Source organism: Streptomyces flavofungini, assembly GCF_014650815.1.
Classification (GTDB): Bacteria; Actinomycetota; Actinomycetes; order Streptomycetales; family Streptomycetaceae; genus Streptomyces; species Streptomyces flavofungini.
The window spans coordinates 61,389-87,196 of record NZ_BMVR01000011.1; the positions used below are offsets into that span (position 1 = coordinate 61,389).

General features: G+C 70.7%; 25 protein-coding genes and 1 tRNA gene. 13 read left to right on the forward strand and 13 right to left on the reverse strand.

What is annotated here, in order from left to right:
- Nucleotides 1-65 precede the first annotated feature (65 nt).
- Together IE274_RS26830 and IE274_RS26835 are read right to left on the reverse strand one after the other, a co-directional pair.
- On the reverse strand, nt 66-1,364 hold the full coding sequence (locus tag IE274_RS26830; RefSeq protein ID WP_190118472.1) for an HTTM domain-containing protein: 1,299 nt from the start codon (nt 1,362-1,364) through the stop codon (nt 66-68).
- Entirely contained in the window at nt 1,361-2,266 is a 906-nt protein-coding gene (locus IE274_RS26835; protein ID WP_190118473.1) for a DUF5819 family protein, read from the reverse strand. The genes IE274_RS26830 and IE274_RS26835 overlap by 4 nt, the downstream gene beginning before the upstream one ends.
- A 213-nt stretch (nt 2,267-2,479) precedes the next feature.
- Here IE274_RS26835 and paaA point away from each other — a divergent pair, with 213 nt between their 5' ends.
- From paaA to IE274_RS26865, 6 genes are all read left to right on the forward strand, one after another.
- Entirely contained in the window at nt 2,480-3,481 is a 1,002-nt protein-coding gene (gene paaA, locus IE274_RS26840) for a 1,2-phenylacetyl-CoA epoxidase subunit PaaA (RefSeq protein ID WP_190118474.1), read from the forward strand.
- Complete coding sequence (gene paaB, locus IE274_RS26845; protein WP_030360620.1) at nt 3,478-3,768, forward strand: 1,2-phenylacetyl-CoA epoxidase subunit PaaB; 291 nt, start codon at nt 3,478-3,480, stop codon at nt 3,766-3,768. Before paaA ends, paaB begins: the two co-directional genes overlap by 4 nt.
- Nucleotides 3,769-3,779: 11 nt before the next feature.
- Nucleotides 3,780-4,541, forward strand: coding sequence for a 1,2-phenylacetyl-CoA epoxidase subunit PaaC (paaC, locus tag IE274_RS26850; RefSeq protein WP_190118657.1), 762 nt, complete (start codon nt 3,780-3,782; stop codon nt 4,539-4,541).
- On the forward strand, nt 4,535-5,107 hold the full coding sequence (paaD, locus tag IE274_RS26855; RefSeq protein ID WP_229909837.1) for a 1,2-phenylacetyl-CoA epoxidase subunit PaaD: 573 nt from the start codon (nt 4,535-4,537) through the stop codon (nt 5,105-5,107). Before paaC ends, paaD begins: the two co-directional genes overlap by 7 nt.
- Complete coding sequence (gene paaE / locus IE274_RS26860) at nt 5,107-6,174, forward strand: 1,2-phenylacetyl-CoA epoxidase subunit PaaE (RefSeq protein WP_190118475.1); 1,068 nt, start codon at nt 5,107-5,109, stop codon at nt 6,172-6,174. Before paaD ends, paaE begins: the two co-directional genes overlap by 1 nt.
- Nucleotides 6,175-6,358: 184 nt before the next feature.
- A complete protein-coding gene (locus IE274_RS26865) occupies nt 6,359-7,510 on the forward strand; it encodes an acyl-CoA dehydrogenase family protein (protein WP_190118476.1) in 1,152 nt (383 codons plus the stop codon).
- A 93-nt stretch (nt 7,511-7,603) separates the two neighbouring features.
- Here IE274_RS26865 and IE274_RS26870 read toward each other — a convergent pair whose 3' ends face one another.
- The 5 genes from IE274_RS26870 to IE274_RS26890 form a co-directional block, all read right to left on the reverse strand.
- Nucleotides 7,604-7,951: a rhodanese-like domain-containing protein gene (locus tag IE274_RS26870; RefSeq protein ID WP_190118477.1), complete on the reverse strand. Its 348-nt coding sequence runs from the start codon at nt 7,949-7,951 to the stop codon at nt 7,604-7,606.
- A gap of 99 nt (nt 7,952-8,050) precedes the next feature.
- Nucleotides 8,051-9,007 (reverse strand): J domain-containing protein, encoded by a 957-nt coding sequence (locus tag IE274_RS26875; protein WP_190118478.1) that lies wholly within the window; start codon nt 9,005-9,007, stop codon nt 8,051-8,053.
- A gap of 39 nt (nt 9,008-9,046) precedes the next feature.
- Complete coding sequence (locus IE274_RS26880) at nt 9,047-10,579, reverse strand: DUF2252 domain-containing protein (RefSeq protein WP_372446971.1); 1,533 nt, start codon at nt 10,577-10,579, stop codon at nt 9,047-9,049.
- A gap of 166 nt (nt 10,580-10,745) precedes the next feature.
- Nucleotides 10,746-11,267, reverse strand: a complete 522-nt coding sequence (locus IE274_RS26885; RefSeq protein ID WP_190118479.1) for a hypothetical protein — start codon at nt 11,265-11,267, stop codon at nt 10,746-10,748.
- Between the two features lie 26 nt (nt 11,268-11,293).
- Nucleotides 11,294-11,857 carry an RNA polymerase sigma factor gene (locus IE274_RS26890; RefSeq protein ID WP_229909838.1) on the reverse strand — a complete coding sequence of 188 codons (564 nt, stop codon included), beginning with the start codon at nt 11,855-11,857 and terminating at the stop codon, nt 11,294-11,296.
- Nucleotides 11,858-12,035: 178 nt separating this feature from the next.
- On the opposite strand from IE274_RS26890, the gene IE274_RS26895 reads away from it, so the two are divergent.
- Nucleotides 12,036-12,941, forward strand: a complete 906-nt coding sequence (locus tag IE274_RS26895) for an alpha/beta fold hydrolase (RefSeq protein ID WP_190118481.1) — start codon at nt 12,036-12,038, stop codon at nt 12,939-12,941.
- 256 nt (nt 12,942-13,197) lie between these two features.
- Here the strand turns inward: IE274_RS26895 and IE274_RS26900 are convergent.
- Nucleotides 13,198-13,281, reverse strand: a tRNA-Leu gene (locus tag IE274_RS26900).
- Nucleotides 13,282-14,006: 725 nt separating this feature from the next.
- Between IE274_RS26900 and IE274_RS26905 the strand changes: the two genes are divergently transcribed.
- The 6 genes from IE274_RS26905 (at nt 14,007) to pknB (ending at nt 22,265) form a co-directional block, all read left to right on the forward strand.
- Complete coding sequence (locus IE274_RS26905) at nt 14,007-14,903, forward strand: FHA domain-containing protein (RefSeq protein ID WP_190118482.1); 897 nt, start codon at nt 14,007-14,009, stop codon at nt 14,901-14,903.
- A gap of 10 nt (nt 14,904-14,913) precedes the next feature.
- Nucleotides 14,914-15,420 (forward strand): FHA domain-containing protein FhaB/FipA, encoded by a 507-nt coding sequence (locus IE274_RS26910; protein ID WP_030360578.1) that lies wholly within the window; start codon nt 14,914-14,916, stop codon nt 15,418-15,420.
- A 128-nt stretch (nt 15,421-15,548) separates the two neighbouring features.
- The gene (locus IE274_RS26915) at nt 15,549-17,144 is read left to right on the forward strand and encodes a Stp1/IreP family PP2C-type Ser/Thr phosphatase (RefSeq protein ID WP_229909839.1); all 1,596 of its coding nucleotides are present in this window, start codon (nt 15,549-15,551) and stop codon (nt 17,142-17,144) included.
- Nucleotides 17,145-17,170: 26 nt separating this feature from the next.
- Nucleotides 17,171-18,598: an FtsW/RodA/SpoVE family cell cycle protein gene (locus IE274_RS26920; protein ID WP_030360576.1), complete on the forward strand. Its 1,428-nt coding sequence runs from the start codon at nt 17,171-17,173 to the stop codon at nt 18,596-18,598.
- On the forward strand, nt 18,595-20,058 hold the full coding sequence (locus tag IE274_RS26925; RefSeq protein ID WP_190118484.1) for a peptidoglycan D,D-transpeptidase FtsI family protein: 1,464 nt from the start codon (nt 18,595-18,597) through the stop codon (nt 20,056-20,058). Before IE274_RS26920 ends, IE274_RS26925 begins: the two co-directional genes overlap by 4 nt.
- A 170-nt stretch (nt 20,059-20,228) precedes the next feature.
- Complete coding sequence (gene pknB, locus IE274_RS26930) at nt 20,229-22,265, forward strand: Stk1 family PASTA domain-containing Ser/Thr kinase (RefSeq protein WP_190118485.1); 2,037 nt, start codon at nt 20,229-20,231, stop codon at nt 22,263-22,265.
- A gap of 126 nt (nt 22,266-22,391) precedes the next feature.
- On the opposite strand, the gene IE274_RS26935 is transcribed toward pknB, so the two are convergent.
- The 5 genes from IE274_RS26935 to IE274_RS26955 are packed head-to-tail and all read right to left on the reverse strand — an operon-like array spanning nt 22,392 to nt 25,790.
- The gene (locus IE274_RS26935; RefSeq protein WP_190118486.1) at nt 22,392-23,144 is read right to left on the reverse strand and encodes a class E sortase; all 753 of its coding nucleotides are present in this window, start codon (nt 23,142-23,144) and stop codon (nt 22,392-22,394) included.
- Nucleotides 23,145-23,170: 26 nt separating this feature from the next.
- Nucleotides 23,171-24,322: a class E sortase gene (locus IE274_RS26940; RefSeq protein WP_372446972.1), complete on the reverse strand. Its 1,152-nt coding sequence runs from the start codon at nt 24,320-24,322 to the stop codon at nt 23,171-23,173.
- Nucleotides 24,253-24,891, reverse strand: a complete 639-nt coding sequence (locus tag IE274_RS26945) for an aminodeoxychorismate/anthranilate synthase component II (RefSeq protein ID WP_190118487.1) — start codon at nt 24,889-24,891, stop codon at nt 24,253-24,255. The genes IE274_RS26940 and IE274_RS26945 overlap by 70 nt, the downstream gene beginning before the upstream one ends.
- A complete protein-coding gene (locus IE274_RS26950; RefSeq protein ID WP_190118488.1) occupies nt 24,888-25,049 on the reverse strand; it encodes a hypothetical protein in 162 nt (53 codons plus the stop codon). Before IE274_RS26950 ends, IE274_RS26945 begins: the two co-directional genes overlap by 4 nt.
- Before the next feature lie 51 nt (nt 25,050-25,100).
- A complete protein-coding gene (locus tag IE274_RS26955; protein WP_190118489.1) occupies nt 25,101-25,790 on the reverse strand; it encodes a class E sortase in 690 nt (229 codons plus the stop codon).
- Nucleotides 25,791-25,808: the final 18 nt, after the last annotated feature.

The window sequence follows — 25,808 nt, forward strand, 5'->3', positions numbered from 1 at the left end:
CCCGCTCAGACCACTACTGCTCAGACCACTACTGCTCAGACCACTACTGCTCGGACCACTACTGCTCACGCACCGAAGCCTACGCGCGCGTGCTCGGTGGCATCCCGGGTGTGTTCCTCCCCGGGCGGCTCCGGCGACGCCTCCGTGCGGGAGCGCCGCGGCACCCGAGAGAGCAGCCCCTCCCGCGCGCGGGTCGCCCAGCCGCCGAGGCGGCGCAGGAACGACGTGGGCAGGAAGACGGCGTCGGCCGCGATCATCGCGAGCGAGAAGAACGGCAGCCCCAGGACGACGGCGATGACGGCGTGCTCGAAGATCATCACAGCGAGCAACACGTTCTTGACGCGCCGGTTGAACAGCGTGAACGGGAAGGCGACCTGGACGGCGACCGTCCCGTAGGTCACCAGCATCACCAACACGCCGTGCGAGGTCAGCAGGTCGGCAAGCGCGGGCCAGGGCGAGAAGTAGTCGAGCTGGAGGGGGTAGTAGACGGCCGTCCCGTCCTGCCAGCGGCTGCCCTGGATCTTGTACCAGCCGGCCGTGGCGTAGATCAGGCACGCCTCGACCATGATCACCAACAGGGCGGCGTTGTGGGCGAGGTTGGCGACGACGTCGAGCAGCACGCGCGGCTCACCGTTCGGAGCGCGCCGCCCGGCCACCCACCACAGCCCGTGCGCGGCCCACAGCCCCCAGAACAGCAGCAGCCAGAAGCCGGTGAGCTCCCCCATGAACGTCACGACGGACAGGGCGAGGCCGAGCACCCACCAGAGGACGGGACCGACCCGGTCACCCCGGTCAGCACGGTCTCCGTCGTCCCCACGGCTGCCGTCGACCACACCGCTGCCGTCATCGGCATGGTTTCCGTCGTCCCCGTAGGCGAGCCGTGCCCCACGCGCGCGTGCCGCGCGGCGCGCGTCCAGGGACCAGACCTGGCCGCACCGCGTGAACACCAGGTAGATCGCCATGAGATGGATGACGTTGTCGCCGCCGTCCCCCATGAAGATGCTGCGGTTCTGCAGCGACAGCACACCGATCATGAACAGCACGGACATGGTGCGGGTGCGCCAGCCGACGACCAGCAGGGCGCTGGAGACGATCGCCAAGAAGTAGACGATCTCGAACCACACCCGGCCGTCCGACCACATCAGCGCCGTGAAGGCGTCGTTGGCGGAGATGAGCTGCCGGGCCATGTCCCAGCTCCAGGGCCCGTCGGGCCCGTACAGCTCACGCCGGTGCGGCAGTTCGCGCAGCAGGAACAGCAGCCAGGTGGCGGCGAAGCCGATCCGGACGACGGCGGTCTGGTACGGGCCGAGGGCCTGGGCCGTGACACGCTGCACGCCCTGGGCGAGCGGGGCAAAACGGCTCACCGGACACCCCCGTTCCGCTCGACGGCCACGTCTCTGCGCGCGTTCAGCCCGGCGGCGACGTCTCTGCGCGCGCGGTCCTCGCCGGCCAGCGGCAGGTCGCCCGGCGTGACCGACCACCACGGAAGCACCCGCAGGACGGGCTTGGTGGTGATCTTCTCGTCACTCCACTCCGGCGGCTGTACGACCGTGGTCCGGGCCCGGACCTGCACCTGGTCGAACGCCTCGCCACGGGCCAGCGGCTCGTGCCGGTCGAGGCGCAGCAGCACGATGCGGCGGACGTAGCGCTCCGACAGCTCACCGCGCAGACCGGTGGGACGATTCTGCGCGTCGTGCGTGGAGACGAAGAAGTCCCAGCCCCGGCGCAGCTCGTTCTGCTGCGTGTGGCTCGGCAGGAGGTTGTGGTCGATGGCGGCGCCGTCCTGCGCGGACAAGTCGTACCAGCGCGTGGTCCTGCCGACCCCGTCCGTGGTCCGGATCTGCGCCCGGACCTGCACCGACACGTTCTGCTGGAGCGGGTTCGGCGCGAACAGCTTCCAGTTCTGCTCGAACTCCGGGTAGATCCAGTCGTCGACGGTCCGGCCGTGTTCCTTGGTCACGGTGTTCGACGGCGCGACGTGCAGGAACACCATCCCGACGTGGACGCAGACGGTGACGACGACCGCGGCGAGGGCGAGGATGGCGACGACCTGCGAGCCTCGGGAGAGGGCGGCGATGCCGGTGCGGGCGGGGGTGTCGGCGGCGGGAGCCGGTGGGGCGGCTAGGACTGGTGGGGCAGCGGGGGCCGGTGGGACGGCAGGCTCGTCGACGGGGCCTTCCAGCGCGGCAGGCCCGGCATCGGACCCCGTGGGCGCGGCATCGGACCCGGCGGGCTCGCCGCCCGAATCCTTGTCGTACGCGTCCATCTCGCCCCGTTCCTCGACCCTCCGACCGAACCCTGCCGCCGGAACGGTACTCAGGCCCGCCCGCCAGGCCCAGCGCCCCGGAGGTTATCCACAGGGTTGACACCTTATGGCGAGGCGCCGCACCATTGAACTGCAACGAACCGAACGATCGGTCGGTCGGTCGGTGGGTTCGATGACATGCCGAGACACAGCCCGAGGTCGAGGGGGACCGAGATGGCGACAGCGCACCAGCCGCTCACCACGGCGCCGCACCAACCCGCGGCCGCCGCCGTGGACACCGCCGCGCTCGAGTCCGCCTTCGACGCGGCCGTCGCGGCCGACGAGCGCATCGAGCCGCGCGACTGGATGCCGGACGCCTATCGCGCCACGCTCGTGCGCCAGATAGCGCAGCACGCCCACTCCGAGATCATCGGCATGCAGCCGGAGGCCAACTGGATCACGCGCGCGCCGTCCCTGCGCCGCAAGGCGATCCTGATGGCCAAGGTCCAGGACGAGGCGGGCCACGGCCTGTATCTGTACAGCGCCGCGGAAACGCTCGGCGCGAGCCGCGACGACCTGCTCGACAAGCTCCACTCGGGCCGCCAGAAGTACTCCTCGATCTTCAACTACCCCACCCTGACCTGGGCGGACGTAGGAGCCATCGGCTGGCTCGTGGACGGCGCGGCGATCACCAACCAGGTCCCGCTGTGCCGGTGTTCGTACGGCCCCTATGCCCGCGCGATGGTCCGCGTCTGCAAGGAGGAGTCGTTCCACCAGCGCCAGGGGTACGAACTGCTGCTCGCCCTCAGCAACGGCACCGAGGCGCAGCACGCGATGGCCCAGGACGCCGTGGACCGCTGGTGGTGGCCGTCCCTCATGATGTTCGGGCCGCCGGACGCGGAGTCGTCGCACTCCGAGCAGTCGATGGTCTGGAAGATCAAGCGCCACTCGAACGACGAGCTGCGCCAGCGCTTCGTGGACATCTGCGTCCCCCAGGCCGAATCACTCGGCCTCACGCTCCCCGACCCGGACCTGAAGTGGAACGAGGAGCGGGGGCAGCACGACTTCGGCGCCATCGACTGGAGCGAGTTCTGGTCGGTCCTCAAGGGCAACGGCCCGTGCAACGACCAGCGCATCACGCAGCGCAGGCGAGCCCACGACGAGGGCGCCTGGGTGCGGGAGGCGGCGGCCGCGTACGCCGCCAAGCAGAGCGAGCGCAAGGAGGCGACCGCATGACCGGCTCGACCGAATGGCCGCTGTGGGAAGTGTTCGTGCGCTCGCGCCGCGGCCTGTCCCACACGCACGCGGGCAGCCTGCACGCGCCGGACGCCGAGATGGCCCTGCGCAACGCCCGGGACCTGTACACCCGCAGGAACGAGGGCGTCTCCATCTGGGTCGTGCCGTCCGCGGAGATCACCGCTTCCTCGCCGGACGAGAAGGACTCGTTCTTCGAGCCCTCCGCCGACAAGCCCTACCGCCACCCCACGTTCTACGACATCCCGGAAGGAGTGAAGCACCTGTGACCGCCACGCCCATGCCCCCCACGGCGGCGCCGTCGGCTCCCGCGGCCACGCCCACCGACGCCCCGGCCGTCCACACCGCGGCTCTCGCCCTGGGCGACGACGCGCTGGTGCTCTCGCACCGGCTGGGTGAGTGGGCGGGCCACGCCCCCGTCCTCGAAGAAGAGGTGGCCCTGGCGAACATCGCCCTGGACCTGCTCGGCCAGGCCCGGGTGCTGCTCTCCCTGGCGGGCGACGAGGACGAGCTGGCGTATCTGCGCGAGGAGCGCGCCTTCCGCAACCTCCAGCTGGTCGAGCAGCCGAACGGCGACTTCGCGCACACCATCGCCCGCCAGCTCTACTTCTCCGTGTACCAGAACCTCATGTACGGCCAACTGGCGGCAACCGAAAGCGCGTTGGCGCCGCTCGCCGCGAAGGCCGTCAAGGAGGTGGCCTACCACCAGGACCACGCCGAGCAGTGGACGCTCCGGCTCGGCGACGGCACGGCCGCGAGCCACGAGCGCATGCAGCACGGCGTGGACGCGCTGTGGCGGTTCACCGGGGAGATGTTCGGGCCCGTCGCCGGCCTCGACCTCGACCGGGACGCCCTGCGGGAGCAGTGGACCGCCCGGGTCACCGACGTGCTCGGAAAGGCGACGCTCACCGTCCCCGAGGGGCCGCAGAGCGGAGCGTGGACGGCCGGCGCCGGACGCGAGGGCCTGCACACCGAGCCGTTCGGCCGGATGCTCGCCGAGATGCAGCACCTGCACCGCAGCCACCCGGGGGCGTCATGGTGACCACGGCCCCCGAAGCGCCCAGCGCGGCTGCCGGACCCAAGGCGCCCCCAGCACCCACCGAGCCCGCAGCGGCTCCCGCGCCCACCGCCCTTGAGGCCCGGCTGCACGCCCTCGCGGGCTCCGTGCCCGACCCCGAGCTGCCCGTCCTCAGCCTGGCCGAGCTGGGCGTGCTCCGCTCCCTCCGGGTCAGCGACACGGGCCATGTGGACGTCGAGCTGACCCCGACGTACACGGGCTGCCCCGCGATAGAGGCCATGAGCGCGGGCATAGAGCAGGTGCTGCGCGAGCACGGCCGGGACGATGTCACGGTGCGCACGGTGCTCTCCCCCGCCTGGTCGACGGACGACATCAGCGCCGAAGGCCGCCGCAAGCTCGCCGAGTTCGGCATCGCGCCGCCGCGCCCGCACGCCGCCGACGGCGTGGTCCCGCTCACCCTCACGGTCCGCTGCCCGCACTGCGGCTCGACGGACACCGAGCTGCTCAGCCGCTTCTCGTCCACCGCCTGCAAGGCGCTGCGCCGCTGCGTGACCTGCCGGGAGCCCTTCGACCACTTCAAGGAGCTGTGATGGCACGCTTCCACCCGCTCCGTGTGGCGGCCGTCGAGGAGCTCACCGACGACGCCGTGACGCTGACGTTCGAGGTGCCACCGCACCTGCGCGAGGAGTACCGGTACGCCCCCGGCCAGCACCTCGCCCTCCGCCGCGTCGTCGACGGCACGGAGATCCGGCGCACGTACTCCATCTGCTCCCCCGCGCCGGATCCCCAAGCCCCGGGTGAGCCCCGGGAGTTGCGGGTGGGGGTGCGCGTGGTGGAGGGCGGCGCCTTCTCGACGTACGCGCGCAAGGAGGTCGCCGTCGGGGACGAGCTGGAGGTGATGACCCCAGCGGGCCGCTTCACCCTGGATCCGGCACCGGGGAGGTATGCCGCGGTGGTCGGCGGCAGCGGGATCACGCCGGTGCTCTCCATCGTGACGACGCTCCTGGAGCGCGAGCCGGGCGCCGAGTTCTGTCTCATCCGCAGCGACCGCACGGCGGCGTCCACGATGTTCCTCGACGAGGTCGCCGACCTGAAGGACCGCTGGCCGGACCGCTTCCAACTGGTGACGGTGCTCTCCCGCGAGGAGCAGCAGGCGGGGCTCAACTCGGGCCGCCTGGACGAGGAGCGGCTTGCCCGGCTGCTGCCCGCGCTGCTGCCGGTCGAGCAGGTCGACGGCTGGTTCCTGTGCGGGCCGTACGGACTGGTGCAGGGTGCGGAGCGGACGCTGCGGGCGCTGGGGGTGCCGCGGCGGCGCATCCACGAGGAGATATTCCACGTGGACGACGGCCTCGCGACGGCACCGACGGTGCCCGCCCCGGCGGACAGCACGGTCACGGTCACCCTCGACGGCCGCTCCGGCACCTGGCCGGTGCAGGCGGGGGAGTCCCTGCTCGACACGGTGCTGCGCAACCGCGCGGACGCGCCGTTCGCCTGCAAGGGCGGAGTGTGCGGCACGTGCAGGGCGTTCAAGGTGTCCGGCGAGGTCCGCATGGACCGGAACTTCGCGCTGGAGCCGGAGGAGACCGAAGCCGGCTATGTGCTGGCGTGCCAGTCGCATCCGACCACGGACAAGGTGGAGTTGGACTTCGACCGCTGAGCGGCCCCGGCCCACGGCCGACGTCATGGGCCCACGCCACACGACCCACCTCACCTCACGGGGTCGGCGCCGGACCACCCGCCGCGCCTGTTCCCTTCCCATAGAACCTGTTCTATCTTGACGACCCGTCAGAAACAGCGACGGAGCCGACGAGACCGAACCGGCCGGTGCGGAGGGACAAGCAGTGGACTTCACCTTCACCGAGGAGCAGCAGGCGGCGCTCGAGGCGGCCAAGGCGGTCTTCGCCGATGTCGCGCCGGACGGCGTGCCCAGCCCCGCCCTCACGCCCGGGGCCGTCGCCGAGGACTTCGACCGCGCGCTGTGGGCCAGGCTCGCCGACGCCGACCTGCTCAGCCTGCTGATGGCACCCGAGTACGGCGGGTCGGGCCTGGACCCCATCGCGCTCTGCCTGGTGCTGCGCGAGTCGGCGAAGGTGCTCGCCCGGGTCCCGCTTCTGGAGAGCGGCGCGGCCGCGTACGTCGTCCAGGCCTACGGCGGCGACGAGTTGAAGCGGGCCGTCCTGGAGTCGGCCGCGCGCGGCGAGACCGTGCTGACCGTCGCGGCGAACGGCCGCACCGGTCACGACGGCGCCGAGCTCGCCGTCACCGCACGCCCCGACGGCGACGACTGGATCCTGGACGGCCTCCAGACCGGCGTCCCCTGGGCCTACGACGCCGACATCACCGTCGTGCCCGCCACGGCCCCCGACGGCCGCGCGGTCCTCGCCCTGGTGCCGCGTGGGCTGTCCGGGCTCGCCCTCGCCGAGCAGTTCTCCACCAGCGGGGAGCGGCTCGGCGAACTGCGCCTGGACGCGGTACGGGTCGGGGCCCGGGACGTCATCACGGCGGACGGGGCCTGGGACTTCCTGCGGGACCTGCTCGCGACCGGCACCTGCGCGCTCGCGCTCGGACTCGGTACGGGCGTGCTCGGCATGACGAGTGAATACACCGGCAAGCGCGAGCAGTTCGGGTTCCCGGTCGCCACCTTCCAGGCGGTCGCCATGCAGGCCGCCGACCGCTACATCGACCTGCGCGCGATGGAGGTCACCCTCTGGCAGGCCGCCTGGCGCATCAGCTCACCGGACCGCGCGGGCGCGGGCAACGGCGGGCCGCTCCCGGCCTCCGGAGACGTGGCGGTGGCCAAGATCTGGGCGTCGGACGGGGTTCGCCGGGTGGTGCAGACCGCGCAGCACCTGCACGGCGGCTTCGGCGCCGACACCGACTACCCCCTGCACCGCTACCACGCCTGGGCCAAGCACCTGGAGCTGGCGCTGGGCCCGGCCGCGGCGCACGAGGACGCCCTGGGCGACCTGCTGGCCGCACACTCCCTCAGCTGAGGCGACGGGCCCGCGATCGGGCGCCGGTCCCACCACGCCCACGCCCGACGGGAGCACGGCGCCGGACCGACCAGTTCCCCGAGCCCGACCGGGCTAGATCACCGTGCCGGGCTGGCCCTTGTCGTCGACGACGGGCCTGCCGGTGGCCTCCCAGGCCTGCATGCCGCCGTCGACGTTCACCGCGTCGAGGCCCTGCTGCGCGAGATACATGGTCACCTGCGCGGAACGGCCGCCGGACCGGCAGATGACGTTGACCTTGCCGCCCTCCGGCGCCTTCTCGGTCAACTCGCCGAAGCGGGCGACGAAGTCACTCATCGGAATGTGCAGCGCACCCTCCGCGTGACCCGCCTGCCATTCATCGTCCTCACGGACGTCCAGCAGGAAGTCGTCGTTCGAGAGCGCGTCGACCCCGACCGTGGGCACACCAGATCCGAATTGCATACCCCCGACGCTACCCGAAAGCCACCGCCCCGACGCCGCCCACCCAGGAGGCACCGCCCACCGAACCGGCGCCGCCCGCACGGCACCGCACCGCCCAACTCAGGCGGTCAGCCGCTCCAGCTCCGCCTCGCGCTCGGCGACCTGGGCGAGCAGTTGCTCGGCGATCTCCTCCAGGAGGCGGTCCGGGTCGTCGGGCGCCAGCTTCAGCATCGACCCGATCGCGCTCTCCTCCAGCTCCCCGGCCACGACCGAGAGCAGCTCCTTGCGCCGGGCGAGCCATTCGAGCCGCGCGTACAGCTCCTCGCTCGGCGTGGGCCGCAGTTCCTCGGGCACCGGCCCCGCGGCCCACTCGGCGAGCAGCTCCCGCAGCAGCGCCTCGTCGCCGCGGCCGTACGCGGCGTTCACGCGGGTGATGAACTCGTCGCGCCGCCCGCGCTCCTTCTCGTCCTGCGCGAGGTCGGGGTGGGCCTTGCGGACCAGCTCCCGGTAGAGCTTGCGGACCTCGTCGCTCGGCCGCACCCGCTGCGGCGGCCGCACGGACTGCTCGGTGAGCATCGCGGCGGCCTCGGGGAACAGCCCGTCGCCGTCCATCCAGCCGTGGAACAGCTCCTCGACGGCCGGCATCGGCATCACGCGCGCCCGCGCCTCGTCCGCCTTGCGCAGGTCCTCCGGGTCACCGGACCGGGCCGCCACGGCCTCGGCGATCAGGGCGTCCAGCTCGTCCAGGCGCGAGTACATCGGGCCGAGCTTCTGGTGATGCAGCCGGGAGAAGTTCTCGACCTCGACCCGGAACGTCTCCACCGCGATCTCGTACTCGATCAACGCCTGCTCGGCGGCACGCACAGCCTTCTCAAGCCGCTCCTCGGGCCGCGCACCGGCACCGGCAGGGCCACCCGACTCGGGCCCAGCACCGGCATCGGCCTGGCCGCCCGCCGCAGGTCCCGCACCGGCACCCGCCTGATCGCCCGCCTCCGGCGGCGTCCCGGAATCCGGCCTCGCCCCCTCGTCGGACTGGGGCGTCTCAGGGTTCGTCGGCTCGGCTTCCGGGGTCGTCACCTGTCCAGCCTAGGCCACGGCTCCCCGCCGTATGGCTCCCTAGTCCGTGGCCCGCAGCCGCCCCTCCTTCACCGCGGCCACGAGCTGGGCGTGGTCGGCCTCCGTGCGGTCCGCGTACGTCACCGCGAAGGCGGCGACCGCCTCGTCCAGCTCGTCGTTCTTGCCGCAGTACCCGGAGACGAGCCGGGGGTCGGCGCTGTGCGCGTGGGCGCGGGCGAGCAGGGCGCCGGTCATGCGGCCGTAGTCGTCGAGCTGGTCGGCGGCGAGGGCGGCCGGGTCCACGCTGCCCTTGCGGTTCCTGAACTGCCGTACCTGGAAAGGCCGTCCGGATATCGTCGTCCAACCGAGCAGGAAGTCGCTGACGACCTGCATGCGCTTCTGGCCGGCCACCACCCGTCGGCCCTCGTGCTCGCTCTGCTGCTCCTTGAAGCCCGCCACCGGCAGATGCGGCAGCAGCGCGGAGGACCCGGCTTCCTTCACCTGCAGGACCAGCGGCTCCCCGCGATGGTCGAGGAGCAGCACCACATAGGAGCGCAGTCCGACGCTGCCGGTGCCGACGACGCGGAACGCGACGTCCTGGATGGAGTACCGCGCGAGGAGGGGCAGGCGGTCCTCCGGCAGAGTGGTGCGGTACTCACCGAGGGCCGCGGCGACCGCCGCCGCCTCCGCGTCCGGTATCCGCCGGAGCACCGGGGGCGCGTCGACGAAGCGCCGGGGCGTGACGTGGCCCGGCGGGGTCCCGGCGCCCGGGACCGGCTCGGTGGACTTGGCGGCGAAGCGGGCGCTGGTGTTCTGCCGGGCCTTCTCGGAGACGCGGTCGAGGGTGCCGAGCAGGTCGCGGGCGTCGGTGTGGGAGACCAGTTCCTCGTCGGCGATCGCGTTCCAGGCATCGATCACGGGGAGCTTGGCGAGGAGTCGCATCGTGCGCCGGTACGCACCCACGGCGTCGTAGGCCGCTTCCGCGCAGGTGTCCTCCGTGGCGCCCGCCTCCCGGCCGGCCAGGACGAGGGAGGTGGCGAGCCGCTTGACGTCCCACTCCCAGGGTCCGTGCACCGTCTCGTCGAAGTCGTTCAGGTCGATGACGAGGCCGCCGCGCGCGTCCCCGTACAGCCCGAAGTTGGCCGCGTGGGCGTCGCCGCATATCTGGGCGCCGATGCCGGTGAGCGGGGTGCGCGCGAGGTCGTACGCCATGAGTCCGGCGGAGCCGCGCAGGAAGGCGAAGGGGGACGCGGCCATCCTGCCCACCCGCAGCGGCGTCAGCTCCGCGAGCCGCCCCCGGTTGGTCTCCTCGATGACGGCGACGGGGTCGGGACGGTGGTCGTCCTCCACGAACTCCGCGTGCGCGATGCGCGGGGTGGCTCCCCGCAGGGCCTTGCCCTCCTGCTTGGGCTGCACAGGCACGACGTACCCAGACGAACCAGATGAACCAGCCGACCCAGCGCCCCCGGACGAACCGGACACCCCCGCCGCCCCGTCCCCGGGCCAGTGCGCGAACCCCTCCACACGCGGCATCCGCCGCACGCCCGACTGCTCGACCCCCGCGAACGCCATACCGTCGCCGCCCACACCCATCGCCCCCCTGTTTGCCGACAACCCGACCACCGCCGGACCCCCCGAACTCCATCGCCGGGTCCCCGCGAAATCAACTGACACCGACGGTACCGCCGCGGGCGAATTCCCGTCACAGCCTGTGGATAACTCTCCCCACCTCTCCCGCCGATCCTGACAAAACCCCAGCTCAGGACCTACTTTCCCGCACATCTACGCGCCGCACCGCCACCCGCCGACGAGCCCTGTCGATCATGCGGGCCCCCCTCCCGCGTCCGATCGGCCGCAGCGGGGAGAGGCCACTGCGGAGCCAGGAGGGCCGGGCCCCGCCCAGAACGGCGAAGCGCGTCCCCGCGCCCTCCGCCACAGCGGCCATCCCGCCGATCACCATCCGGCTCTGCATCAGGCACCAGCCCGACTGCAGCAGCACGTCGAAGTCGGCGGCATGCCCCAGCGGGCCGTGCGCCACGGCCCGGCACCGATCACGACCGCCCGCCGCAGCACCCCCCGCTCCCCCTTCCTCCAACCGAAACGCCCGTATCGACGGAATGAGGTGCGGCAGCTCACCCTCCAGATCCCCGGCCACCGCCCACACCTCCGCGAAGGACACGTCGAGGTGAGCCTCCGCGTACATCACCGGGTTCAGACCCGCCGCCAGCACCCGCAGCCTGCGGACCGGGTCGAGCCCGCCCGTCGGCCAATCGGCGTCCATCACATCCCCGTTCACCGCATCCCCGTTCACCGCACCCACGCCTTCCGGAAGTTGTCGCGGGCCCGGTGCAACCGGGACTTCACCGTTCCGATCGATACGTTCAGCAGCTCACCGGCCGCCTTCTCGTCCAGGCCCTCCAACTCCCGCAGCACCAGGATGGCCCGGTGTTCGGAGGAGAGCCGACGCAGCACGTCGTGCACTTCGGAGGCGAGCTCCGTAGTGGTTCGCGTGCCCAGGAGGCCGACGATTCCGTCGCAGTCGTCGACCGCTACAGGGACCTCCCGGGAGGCACGCTTGGCTACGCGTACCGCCTCGCGTACGGCAATCGTGCGCACCCAGGCGTACAGCGATCGCGGATCCTTGAGTTTCGGCAGTCCCCTGAAGACAGCGATCAGCGCTTCCTGCACCGCGTCCGCCGTGTCCGTCAGGGCGATGGGACGGCAGAGTCGGTTCACGTACGGAGTGAGCAGTTCGAGCAGGTCGTTGAGCGCCAGCACATCACCGGACCGCGCCGCCACGACCAACGGCTCAGCGGCGGCCCACGGCGTGACGGAAACCTCCTCGGCGGCACCCCGCCCACGTTGGCTCACGCCCACGCCCTCACCGACCCCGACCCCGACCCCAACACCGGCACCCGCACCCGCACCCGCACCCGCACCCGAGTCAGCCGGATTCATCCCCCACCCCCCGCCAAATCCAACGGAACCTTCTCCCCACCCGCCGCCTCCTGACCCCCCGACAACCAACCGCACTTCAAGGAGGTTCGCCATGGCTTTGATCGCGGACGAGGTGGACGCGGACGAGATGCCACACCTGGCGGGCGTACGCCACCACTACGTGGACGTGCGGGGCGTACGCCTGCACCTGGCGGAGGCCGGGGACGCGGACGCGGAGCCGGTCCTGCTGCTGCACGGATTCCCGCAGCACTGGTACGCCTGGCGCCGGATCATTCCGCGGCTTGCGGGCGAGTACCGGCTGATCTGCCCGGACCTGCGCGGCTTCGGCTGGTCGGAGGCACCAGCCAAGGGGTACGACACCGACAGCCGGGTCGACGACGTCCTCGCGCTGCTGGACGCGCTGGGCCTGGACCGGGTGCGGCTGATCGGGCACGACTGGGGCGCCTGGGCCGGGTTCCACGCCTGCCTGCGCGCGCCCGAGCGCTTCAGCCACTACCTGGCGCTCAACATGATGCATCCGTGGCCGCTGCACCGCCGCCTCATGCCGCAGGCCTGGAGGTTCTGGTACACGGCACTCCTGGAGCAGCCGCTGCTCGGCCGGTGGGTACTGCGCAGGCGGCCGGGCCTTACCCGGTACCTGCTGCGCAAGGGAGTGGTGGACCAGGCGGTCTGGGAGCCGGACGTGCTGGCCGGGTTCGTCGCGTCGAGCCGGGAGCCGGGCCGGGCGCGGGCCGGTGAGGCGCTGCACCGGGGTTTCGCCCTGCGGGACATCTCCCGGCTGGTGCTGGGCCGGTACAAGGGGCTCCGGCTGCGCACCCCGACGGTGGTCCTGGGCGGCGACGCGGACTTCATGCTGCCGCCGGGCGTACTGACCGAGGATCCGGCGCACGCGCCGCGGCTGCGGGTCGAAGTGGTGGACGGCTGCGGCCACTACGTCCACGAGGAACACCCCGAAGCGGTGGTCTCGGCAGCGCGCACGCTCTTCACCAGCAGGTGATCACCCGACCGATCGATTGCCACGCGGCCGGACCGCGACGAGGGCGTAGTTGACCGACGGAAGGCAAGAAATACGCGCGGGCCCCGATCGTGAGATAGCTCACCGTCGGGGCCCGGACACAAACCCAGGCATGGGCCCATCCAGAACATCCGGATCATCGGCTACGCGCCGCACCCCGGAATGCCCCCAACACGAGAAACGGGCCTCCACCAGGACTTTCGTCCTTGGTGAAGACCCGTTCATCGGTTCTTCTCTGTGCGCGAGGGGGGAGTTGAACCCCCACGCCCTTTCGGGCACTGGAACCTGAATCCAGCGCGTCTGCCTATTCCGCCACCCGCGCATGGGTGCTGTCTTTGGGTCTCTCACTGGTTGGTGCGAGCGCCTGCCGACATCCAGAAGATTAGCACGCTGGCGAGGGTGGATTCACATCCGTATTCGGGGGCACCCGCGCGGAACACGCGGACGCAACCACTGCCTGCGCAGACGTGTCGCACCCCGTCCCCACCAGCCGCCCCGGCCCGATCACGACCCGCCCCCGCCCCGCCCCGCGCGCGAGCAGAACCGGCCGAACCACCCGCCCGACGCAACCAAGGCGGACGTCAAGTCCTCCTCCTAGGTCCACAGCCGCGTGCGGGACACTGTCTTGGGACCCCCTCTACGATCCCTCTTAAGAGGAAGTAGGAGGAGGCCCGAGCCAGGCCCGGCCCGGGACCCCGGAAGGAGCCCACAAGGAGCCCAGGAGGAGCGCGGAATCAGCCCCGAGCGGAGCGCGGCACGCAGGCGCGGAGCGAGCCCGGACCGAGCCGTCGGCGCAGCCTCCGACGCGGGACTCAGGACGGTTCCCGCGGGAGCCCTGACCGATCCCCGAGGATCGGCGGAGCGAACCCGGGCGGAGCCCCGGGACACCCCTGAAGGAACCCTGAGGATCGCGGAAGACCAGTGCGGGCATGCCTTGTGAGGGGCGACACTCGTGGTCCGGGCGGACAGGGGGAACCACCTGATTTCCCGGCGCGTGGATACGATCAGTAAGCAGTACGAGGATGACAACGACGGAGGAGGTGCCCCATGGGAGTCCTGAAGAAGTTCGAGCAGCGACTCGAAGGTCTGGTCAACGGCACCTTCGCCAAGGTGTTCAAGTCCGAGGTCCAGCCCGTCGAGATCGCCGGCGCCCTGCAGCGCGAGTGCGACAACAACGCGACGATCTGGAACCGCGAGCGGACCGTCGTTCCCAATGACTTCATCGTGGAGCTCAGCGCGCCCGACTTCGAGCGCCTGAGCCCGTACTCCGGACAGCTCGGCGACGAGCTCTCCGGGATGGTGCGCGAGTACGCGAAGCAGCAGCGCTACAGCTTCATGGGCCCCATCAAGGTCCACCTGGAGAAGGCGGAGGACCTGGACACGGGCCTCTACCGGGTGCGCAGTCGCACGCTCGCGTCCAGCACCTCGCAGACTCCCGACTCCGCTCCCGGTGGCCCCGCGGGTCCCGGCGGGCCCGGCGCCCCCGGCGGCGGTCCCACGAGCGCGGGTCAGGGCCCCCGCGGCGGCTCCGGCTATCCGCAGGGCCCCTCGGGCGCCCCTCCCATGCCCGCCGCGCCGCCTCCCGGCGCGGGTGCGGGCCGCGGAGCCGCTCCGGCGGCGGCGCGGCCGCAGGGGCCGGGCTCCGGCTCCCTCCCGGGCGCGCAAGTGCGGCGCTGGATCGAGATCAACGGCAATCGCCATCAGATCTCCCGCCCGACGCTGGTGCTGGGCCGCAGCACCGACGCCGATGTGCGGATCGACGACCCCGGCGTCTCGCGCCGGCACTGTGAGATCCGGACCGGAACGCCCTCGACGATCCAGGATCTCGGGTCTACCAACGGCATCGTGGTAGACGGGCAGCACACCACCCGCGCTACGCTCCGCGACGGCTCGCGGATCGTCGTGGGCAGCACCACCATCATTTACCGGCAAGCCGAAGGGTGAAGCGGGGGCAATGTCAGAGCTGACCCTGACGGTCATGCGGCTGGGTTTCCTGGCCGTACTGTGGCTGTTCGTGATCGTGGCCGTCCAGGTCATCCGCAGCGACCTGTTCGGTACGCGCGTCACCCAGCGCGGTTCGCGTCGTGAGGGCGGCCGCCAAGCGGCCCGCCAGCAGGCCGCGCCGCCGCCACAGCGCCAGCAGAGCGGCGGCCGCCAGCGGCGCGGCGCCCCCACCAAGCTGGTCGTCTCGGAGGGCACCCTCACGGGCACCACCGTCGCCCTGCAGGGGCAGACCATCTCGCTGGGCCGGGCACACGATTCGACCATCGTGCTGGACGACGACTACGCCTCCAGCAGGCATGCCAGGATCTACCCGGACCGTGACGGCCAGTGGATCGTCGAGGATCTCGGGTCCACCAACGGCACGTATCTCGACCGGACCCGCCTGACCACCCCGACGCCCGTTCCGCTGGGCGCGCCGATCCGCATCGGCAAGACCGTCATCGAGCTGCGGAAGTAGTGCTACATCATGAATGAGCGCGAGCGGAGCGAGCGAGCCGACGCGGTCCAGGACCTGGACGCCAGCGCGCTCCCGACCGGAGGGTGGGCACCGTGCGGATGTACCCGGAGCCGACGGGCGAGGTGCGCATGAGTCTGTCACTGCGCTTCGCCGCCGGATCGCACAAAGGCATGATCCGGGAGGGGAACGAGGACTCCGGTTACGCGGGTCCGCGTCTCCTCGCCATCGCCGACGGCATGGGGGGCCAGGCCGCGGGCGAGGTCGCCAGCTCCGAGGTGATCTCGACGCTCGTCACCCTCGACGACGACGTCCCCGGCTCGGACATCCTCACGTCGCTCGGCACGGCCGTGCAGCGGGCCAACGACCAGCTCCGGCTGATGGTCGAGGAGGACCCGCAGCTCGAGGGCATGGGCACCACCCTGACCGCCCTGCTGTGGACGGGTCAGCGGCTCGGTCTCGTGCACGTCGGCGACTCGCGCGCGTATCTGCTGCGCGACGGCGTCCTGACGCAGATCACGCAGGACCACACCTGGGTGCAGCGGCTCGTCGACGAGGGCCGCATCACCGAGGAGGAGGCGACGACGCATCCGCAGCGCTCGCTCCTGATGCGCGCGCTCGGCAGCGGCGACCACGTGGAGCCGGATCTGTCGATCCGTGAAGTCCGCGCGGGCGACCGGTACTTGATCTGCTCCGACGGCCTGTCCGGGGTCGTGTCCCATCAGACGATGGAGGACACCCTCGCCAGCTACCAGGGCCCCCAGGAGACCGTGCAGGAGCTGATCCAGCTCGCGCTGCGCGGCGGCGGCCCCGACAACATCACGGTGATCGTCGCCGACGTCCTGGACATCGACACCGGCGACACCCTCGCGGGCCAGCTGTCCGACACCCCCGTGGTGGTCGGCGCGGTCGCCGAGAACCAGCTCCAGGCGAACGACGACGGCGCCATGCAGACGCCCGCGGGCCGCGCCTCGGGGCTCGGCCGCCAGACGCCGCCCAGCCCCTCCGGAGGCGGCTTCGGCCCGCCCGGAAGCGGCGACGACACCCCGGGGTACGTCCCCGAGGGCGGCTCCTTCGGGGCATACGGCGACGAGGACCTGGTGAAGCCCGGCGGCGGCCGCAAGTGGCTGAAGAGATCGCTGTACACCGCACTGGCCCTCGCCGTGGTCGGCGGCGGCCTGTACGGCGGGTATCGCTGGACGCAGACGCAGTACTACGTAGGCACCAAGGACGAGCACGTCGCGCTCTATCGCGGCATCGACCAGGACCTCGCCTGGGTGAGCCTGTCGAAGGTCGAGAAGGACCACCCCGAGATCGAACTCAAGTACCTGCCGCCGTACCAGCGCAAGCAGGTCGAGTCGACGATCCAGGAGGGCAACCTCGACGACGCCGAGAAGAAGATCGGCGAACTGGGCCTGCAGGCCTCGGCGTGCAAGAAGGACGCCGAGCGGCGCGCGATCGAGCGGGAGAACCGCGAGAAGCGCGAGCGTGAGCGCGAGAAGAACGACAACACCAAGCCCGGTGACGGCGAGGCGGGCGGCCAGGACGGCTCGCCCAACCCGGCCGACACCTCCAAGCCGGACTTCCGCAACGCGAGTTTCCGCGCGGCGGACGACCCGGGCACCAAGGACGAAAAGTCCAAGTCCACCACCGCACCGACTCCCACACCCGGCCCCAGCCTCTCCCAGCAGGAGAAGGATCTGGTCCCGCAGTGCGGTAAGCAGTAAGCAGCCGTTGGGGGCCCTTGCACGCCATGAGCAGTAGCACTACACAAACGTCGACGATCGGCGCCATCGGTGCGCCGAGCCGACGCAACACCGAGCTCGCGCTCCTGGTGTTCGCCGTCGTCATCCCGCTGTTCGCCTACATGAACGTGGGCCTCGCCATCTCCGGCGAGCTGCCGCCCGGCATGCTCGGCTACGGTCTGGGCCTCGGCCTGCTCGCGGGCGTCGCGCACCTCGTCGTGCGCAAGTTCGCGCCGTACGCGGACCCCCTGCTGCTGCCCCTCGCCACGCTGCTCAACGGCCTCGGCCTGGTGGTCATCTGGCGGCTCGACCAGTCGGAGAGGCTGCAGCAGCTCGGCAAGGCCTCCTTCGGGGCGTTCAGCGCGGCGGCTCCCAAGCAGCTGTTGTACTCGGCGATCGGCATCGCCCTGTTCGTCGCCGTGATGTTGCTGCTCAAGGACCATCGCGTCCTCCAGCGGTACACGTACATCTCGATGATCGGCGCGATGGGGCTGTTGCTCCTGCCGCTCGTGCCGGGCCTCGGCAAGAACATCTACGGCGCCAAGATCTGGATCCAGGTCGGCGGGTTCTCCATCCAGCCCGCCGAGTTCGCGAAGATCGTCATCGCGGTGTTCTTCGCCGGATACCTGATGGTGAAGCGGGACGCACTCGCCCTCGCCAGCCGCCGCTTCATGGGCCTGTACCTGCCGCGTGGCCGTGACCTCGGCCCGATCCTGGCCGTGTGGGCGATGTCGATCCTGATCCTGGTCTTCGAGACCGACCTCGGTACGTCGCTGCTGTTCTTCGGCATGTTCATCGTGATGCTGTACGTGGCCACGGAGCGCACCAGCTGGATCGTGTTCGGTCTGCTGATGTCAGCCATCGGCGCCGTCACCGTGGCCTCCTTCGAGCCGCACGTCAAGGTGCGTGTGGACGCCTGGCTCGACCCGTTCAACAAGGAAGTCATCGCGTCGACCGGGACCGACCAGATCGCCCAGTCGATGATGGCCTTCGGCTCCGGCGGCACGCTCGGCACCGGCCTCGGTCAGGGCCACTCCGACCTCATCGGCTTCGCCGCCAACTCCGACTTCATCCTCGCCACGTACGGCGAGGAGCTGGGCCTGGCCGGAATCATGGCCGTCCTGCTGATCTACGGCCTGATCGTGGAGCGCGGTGTGCGCACGGCGCTCGCGGCCCGCGACCCGTTCGGCAAGCTGCTCGCGGTCGGCCTGTCCGGCGCCTTCGCCATCCAGGTCTTCGTCGTCGCGGGCGGCGTCATGGGCCTGATCCCGCTGACGGGTATGACGATGCCGTTCATCGCGTACGGCGGTTCCTCGGTGATCGCGAACTGGGCCCTCGTGGGCATCCTGCTGCGCATCAGCGACACCGCGCGCCGCCCGGCCCCGTCGCCCGCCCCGAACCCCGACGCCGAGATGACCCAGGTGGTACGGCCGTGAACAAGCCTCTGCGCCGCATCGCGATCTTCTGCGGCCTGCTCGTCCTCGCGCTGCTCGCCCGCGACAACTGGCTGCAGTACGTCAAGGCCGACCACCTCGCCGAGCACGAGATGAACCGCCGAGTGCCCATCGAGCGGTACGCCCAGCCGCGCGGCGACATCATCGTCGACGGCAAGGCCATCACCGGCTCGCAGAAGGTCGACGGCGACGACTTCAAGTACAAGCGGACCTACAAGAACGGGCCCATGTGGTCGCCCGTGACCGGCTTCGCCTCGCAGCGCATCGGCGCCACGCAGATCGAGTCCATCGAGGACCGCATCCTCACCGGCAACGACGACCGGCTCTTCTTCCGCCGCAGCCTCGACATGCTGACCGGCAAGAAGAAGGAGGGCGGCAACGTCGTCACGACGCTCAACCGGGACGCGCAGAAGGCCGCCTACAACGGCCTGAAGGGCCTCGGCAAGGGCGCGGTCGCCGCCATAGACCCCTCGACGGGTGCGATCCTCGCGCTGGCCTCGACGCCCTCGTACGACCCCTCGAAGTTCGCCGGCAACACCAGCGCAGAGGCGGAGACCTTCGGGAAGCTCGACAAGGACGCCGACAAGCCGATGCTGAACCGCGCGCTGCGCGAGACCTACCCGCCCGGCTCCACCTTCAAGGTGGTCACGGCCGCGGCGGCGATGGAGCACGGCCTGTACACGGAGATAGACGAGAAGACGAAGTCGCCGCTGCCCTGGACGATGCCGAACACCACCACCGAGCTGAAGAACGAGGGCAACATCCCCTGCAAGAACGCCACGCTCCGCGAGGCGCTGCGGGTGTCCTGCAACACGGTCTTCGGCAAGATCGGCTCGGACCTCGGCAAGGACAAGATGCTGGAGACGGCCGAGAAGTTCGGCTTCAACGAGGAGCAGTTCGTCCCGGTCCGCTCGAACGCCTCCGTCTTCCCCGAGGAGATGGACAAGCCGCAGACCGCGCTCTCCTCCATCGGCCAGTTCGAGACCGCGGCGACGCCGCTGCAGATGGCCATGGTCACCTCGGCGATCGCCAACGACGGCACCCTGATGGAGCCGTACATGGTCAAGGAGCTCCAGGCGCCGAACCTCGACGTGATCGAGAAGCACTCGCCCAAGGAGATGAGCGAGCCGCTGTCCAAGGAGAACGCGCAGAAGCTCCAGGACATGATGCAGACCGTCGTGAACGAGGGCACGGGAACCAAGGCCAAGATCCCGGGCGTCACAGTGGGCGGCAAGACCGGTACCGCGCAGCACGGTCTGAACAACAGCAAGAACCCGTACGCCTGGTTCATCAGCTACGCCAAGACCGACTCGGGCTCCCCGGTCGCCGTGGCCGTGGTCGTGGAGGACAGTGACGCCTCCCGTGGCGACATCTCCGGCGGTGGGCTCGCGGCGCCGATCGCGAGGGACGTGATGAAGGCGGTCATCGACAGCAAGAAGTGACCCCTGTCACGACCCCTCCACATCGGTGCACGTTGCGATACCGGTCCTGTATCGGGTGACAGTTGCGGCCGGGTCACGTCAGGCGAGCCGGGTACGGTATGCCCGGACAGCACACCGCCGGACCGCGCAACTCGGTGCGGTCGGGACCGACGGAGAGGGCTGGAATAGCTATGGAAGAGCCGCGTCGCCTCGGCGGCCGGTATGAGCTGGGCCAGGTGCTCGGCCGCGGCGGGATGGCGGAGGTCTACCTCGCGCACGACACCCGCCTCGGCCGCACCGTGGCGGTGAAGACGCTGCGAGTCGACCTCGCCCGCGACCCGTCGTTCCAGGCCCGGTTCCGCCGTGAGGCCCAGTCGGCCGCCTCGCTCAACCACCCGGCGATCGTCGCGGTCTACGACACCGGCGAGGACTACGTCGACGGGGTCTCCATCCCGTACATCGTGATGGAGTACGTCGACGGCTCGACGCTGCGCGAGCTGCTGCACTCCGGGCGCAAGCTGCTGCCCGAGCGCGCCATGGAGATGACCATCGGCATCCTCCAGGCCCTGGAGTACTCGCACCGCAACCAGATCGTCCACCGCGACATCAAGCCCGCGAACGTCATGCTGACGCGCAACGGCCAGGTCAAGGTCATGGACTTCGGCATCGCCCGTGCGATGGGTGAGTCCGGGATGACGATGACGCAGACGGCCGCCGTCATCGGCACCGCACAGTACCTCTCGCCGGAGCAGGCCAAGGGCGAGCAGGTCGACGCGCGCTCCGACCTGTACTCGACGGGCTGCCTGCTGTACGAGCTGCTGACCGTCCGCCCGCCGTTCGTCGGGGACTCCCCGGTCGCGGTCGCCTACCAGCACGTACGGGAAGAGCCGCAGGCGCCCAGCGTCTTCGACGCCGAGATCACGCCCGAGATGGACGCCATCGTCCTGAAGGCGCTCACCAAGGACCCGGACTACCGCTACCAGTCGGCCGACGAGATGCGCGCCGACATCGAGGCCTGCCTCGACGGCCAGCCCGTCGCGGCCACCGCCGCCATGGGCGCCGTCGGCTACGGCGGTCACCCCGACGACCAGGCCACGGCCATGCTCCGCTCGCAGAACGGCGGCGCGGGCCACGGCCAGACGTCCATGATGCCGCCGGTCAACCCCGACGACGGCTACGACGACGGGTCACGGCGCGGCCGCGGCCAGAAGAAGAGCAACACGTCGACGATCCTGCTGATCGCCGCGGGCATCCTGGTCCTGGTGGGGGCGATCCTCATCGGCAAGTGGGCGTTCACCGGCAGCAGCGGGAAGAGCGACGACACCAAGGCACCGAACTTCGTGGGCGAGACCCTGAAGGAAGCGCAGCGGTCGGCGAAGAACGTCGACCTGGAGATCGTGGTGTCCAAGCGCGAGCCCTGCGAGAAGTACCCCAAGGGGGAGATCTGCTCGCAGGACCCGGGTGCGGACGCGAAGGTCGAGAAGGGCGACACGATCAATGTGGTCGTGTCGACCGGTGCGCCGAAGGTGGCGGTGCCGAGTGTCATCGGCATGGACGTCGACAAGGCCACGGAGAAGCTGGAAGCCCCCAAGTACGGCTTCGTCGTCAAGACCAAGCAGGTGGAGTCCCCGGAGACCGAGGGCAGCGTCCTCGAGCAGGACCCGACCTCCGGTACGGAGCGCCAGAAGGGCAGCACCATCACGCTGAGCGTGGCCAAGAAGAAGTCCCAGACCCCGGTCCCGGACGTCTCCGGGCAGACCTGGGAAGCCGCGAAGAAGCAGCTGGAGGACAACGGCCTGAAGCCGGTCCGCTCGGACGTCGAGAGCGACAGCGTCGAGGAGGGCAAGGTCATCCAGACCTCGCCCGCGGCCAACACCGAGGTCGACCCGGGCTCGACGGTGACCGTCCAGGTCGCCAAGAAGAAGGCCGAGGAGGAGCCGGAGGAGGCCACCGTCCCGGCGGTCGGCGGCCAGACCCTCTCGGACGCCCGTGACGCCATCGAGGACGCCGACCTCACCGTGGGCACCATCACGGGCCCGCAGGACGACGACGCCCGTGTGGTCCTCTCCACGCCGAACGGCGGCCAGAAGGTCCCGTCCGGCACCGCGATCAACCTGGTGACCACCGGCGGCTCCGGCGGCGACCAGGGCGGCGGGAACAACGGCGGCGGCAACGGCGGCGGCTTCATCGAGGGCGCCACCGGCTTCGGCCGCCACGGGCGGGACTGACGCCTCCGGCGTTACACCGGCGGTACAGCGGACAAGGACGAGGGCCCCGGCACCAGAAGGTGCCGGGGCCCTCGTCCGCGCTCCGGGCTCGCGTCCCGGGCTAACTCAGCGGGCCCTCGTCCCGGGCTAGCTCAGCTCCCGCGGCGGCGTCCGCTCGTTGTCCACCTTCTCGACCCGCTCCAACTTCCCCCACACCACATACCGGTAGTTCGAGGTGAAGACGGGGGTGCAGGTGGTGAGGGTGATGTAGCGGTCGGACTTCTTCGCGCCCGACTCCTTGGGGATCGGGTCCAGGACGCGGACGTTGTACTTCGAGGTCTCGGGGAGGGTCTTGTAGACCTTGTAGACGTACCACTTGTCGCGGGACTCGAAGACGATCGGGTCGCCCTCGTCGATCTTGTCGATCTTGTGGAACTTCGCGCCGTGGCCGTCGCGGTGGGCGGCCAGGGTGAAGTTGCCCTTCTCGTCCTGGGGCAGGGCGGACTTGATGGGGGCCGTGTAGTACCCGGCGACGCCGTGGTTGAGGGTCTTGGTGTTGGTGCCCTTGGTGACCAGGATCTCGCCGCCGGTCATCGAGGGCACGTGCAGGAAGCCGATGCCGTCCTTGGTGTCGATGGCGCCGGGGCCCTTGGCCTCCCAGTGGTCGCGGACGCGGTTGCCCTGCTTCTTCGCCTCGCGGTCCGCTATGACGTTGGTCCACCACAGCGAGTAGGCGACGAACAGGCCGAGGATCACGCCCGCGGTGATGAGGAGTTCGCCGAAGACGCTGACCGCCATCGCGATCCGGCCACGGCCGGGCTGCCGCGGCGCGGGCTTCGGCGCGGACTCCCCGGCCCGCTCGGCCCGCTCCTGCTCGTCCTCTTCGGTGGTGGCTGCCACTGCATCTGCCCCGTCTGTCTCAGCGTCTAGTCGACCAGCGCGGGCGGCTTTCCCTTGGCGCGTGGCCGGTCTTCGACCATCTTGCCCCACACGATCATTCGGTACTTACTCGTGAACTCGGGGGTACAGGTGGTCAGTGTGATGTAGCGGCCGGGTTTCGTGAAGCCGGAGCCGGGCGGTACGGGGTTGAGGACCGCCGTGTTGCCGGGGCTGGTCTGCGGCAGGATGCTCGCCATCTTGTAGACGAAGTACCGGTCCTGCGTCTCGATGACGATCGGATCGCCCGGTTTGAGCCGGTTGATGTACCGGAACGGCTCGCCGTGCGTATTGCGGTGACCGGCGAGCGCGAAGTTGCCCGGGTTCGCCTCCGGCATCGGGGTCTTGGTGCTGCCCTTGCTGTAGTGGCCGACCATGCCCCGGTCGAGGACCTTGTGCTTGTCGATGCCCTCGGCGACCGGAGTGACGACGTCCAGCTTCGGGATGTGCAGCAGGGCGAAGCCCTCGCCGGGTTCGAAGGCGCCCGGCTTGCCCTTGCCCTTCGCCCAGTCCTCCTGGAGCTTGCGGGCGGCCTCGTCGGCCTGCTGCTGAGCTCTTATGTTCGTCCACCACAGCTGGTACGTGACGAAGAGGAGCATCAGGACGCCGATGGTGATGAAGAGTTCGCCGATGGCGCGGCTGGCGACGGTGGCGGGGCCCGGCTTCGCGGCACGGGCGGCGCGGCGGGCCTCGACCCGGGTGCGGGGGCGCTCCGCTTCGGCGGCGGACGTGGCCGCGGCCGGCCCGGACCCGGTGGCCGGGGGCTTCGCGCCCCGGCGGCCCTTGCGCTTGGCGGCCTTGCGGCGCGCCGCCCGTCCACCCGGGACGACCGCCTCCGGCTGCCCGGCAGCCACTATTCGGCGCGTGTCGGCCGTCCGCAGCCCGATGGTCTCGTCGTCCCGGGGAGGGTCGTACGCCGCCGGGTACGGCTCGGGCGGCACCTCCGCGTCCCCCAGCGCCTCCCCCGCGGGCGCCTCGGGCCCCACCTGCCCCTCAGCCGCCCCCGCCGCACTCCGGAACCACGGCGACGGATGCTGCCCCGGCGCGGCGGCGTCGGGGCCACCGGGCACGGTCACGCCGTAGCCCTGCCCACCACCGGCGCAAGCCCGCTCGACCGCCCCACCGCCCCCGCGTCGCCGCACTCCACCAGCCAGTTGGCCAGCATCAGGTGGCCGTGTTCGGTGAGGACGGACTCGGGGTGGAACTGGACGCCCTCGACCGGCAGTTCGCGGTGACGCAGGCCCATGATGATGCCGTCGGCCGTGCGGGCGGTCACTTCGAGCTCGGCCGGTACGGTGGCGGGCTCGGCGGCCAGCGAGTGGTAGCGGGTGGCGGTGAAGGGCGAGGGCAGGCCCGCGAAGACGCCCTTGCCCTCGTGCGTGACCGGCGAGGTCTTGCCGTGCAGGAGCTCCGGCGCCCGGTCCACCACACCGCCGTACGCCACCGCCATGGACTGCATGCCGAGGCAGACGCCGAAGACGGGCACGCCGGTGGCGGCGCAGTGGCGCACCATCTCCACGCAGACGCCCGCCTGCTCGGGCGTGCCGGGTCCGGGCGACAGCAGGACGCCGTCGAAGCCGTCCTGGGCGTGCCGCAGCTCGACCTCGTCGTTGCGCAGGACCTCGCACTCGGCGCCGAGCTGGTACAGGTACTGGACGAGGTTGAAGACGAAGCTGTCGTAGTTGTCGACGACAAGAATGCGGGCGCTCATTGGCCGTCCACCGTCACATCGTTGAAGGGCAGCAGCGGCTCCGCCCAGGGGAAGACGTACTGGAACAGCACATAGACGACCGCGAGGGCGAGCAGCAGCGAGAGCAGCGCCTTCACCCATGCGTTCCCGGGAAGATGCCGCCAGATCCAGCCGTACATGCCGTCCCTTCCGTCGTCAGGCGCCACCAGGCGTCGCCGTTCGGCACCAGACTAACGGCGCAGTGCCTCGGGTTTCCCGGCCTCCACAGGCTGGGTGGCATCGAGGTGCGCCCAGGCGATCAGGCGGTGGCTGTGGCCCCACTCCGGTTCACAGGTGGTGAGGGTGAGATAGCGGCCGGGCTCGCGGTAGCCGGATTTGCGCGGGACGGGGTCGATGACACCGATGTCGGCGGGCAGGGTGCGGTACGGCTTCTTGTCGATGCGGTACGTGAACCAGGTCGTCCCGTCGGTCAGGACGACGGCGTCGCCGGGGCGCAGCTCGGGGAAGTCCTTGAAGGGGTCGCCGTAGGTGCGGCGGTGTCCGGCGACGGCGAAATTGCCCTTCTGGCCGAGCTTCGCGGTGCGGGCGTAGTGGCCGAGGCCCTTCTTGAGGGTGTTGGTGGCGGTGCCCTGGAGCACGGGCTTGTTCCACGTGAAACCGAAGCGGGGGATGTACATCACGGCGAAGGGCTTGCCGTCCGGGTACGCGGCGGGCTCCGGCGGCGCGGCGTCCGCGTCCCGGCCGGACCCCTGGGCGGCGACGGGCCGCCGCGCCCACTGGTCCTGCAACTGGTCGATCTGGCTGTCCATCGCGCGGTCGGCCTTCACCCCGGTCCAGAACAGGACGTACACGACGAACAGCACGATCACGGTGCCGATGGTGACGCACAGTTCGCTGACCGTCCTGACGATCACTCGCACCGGCACGGGGTCCCCCAG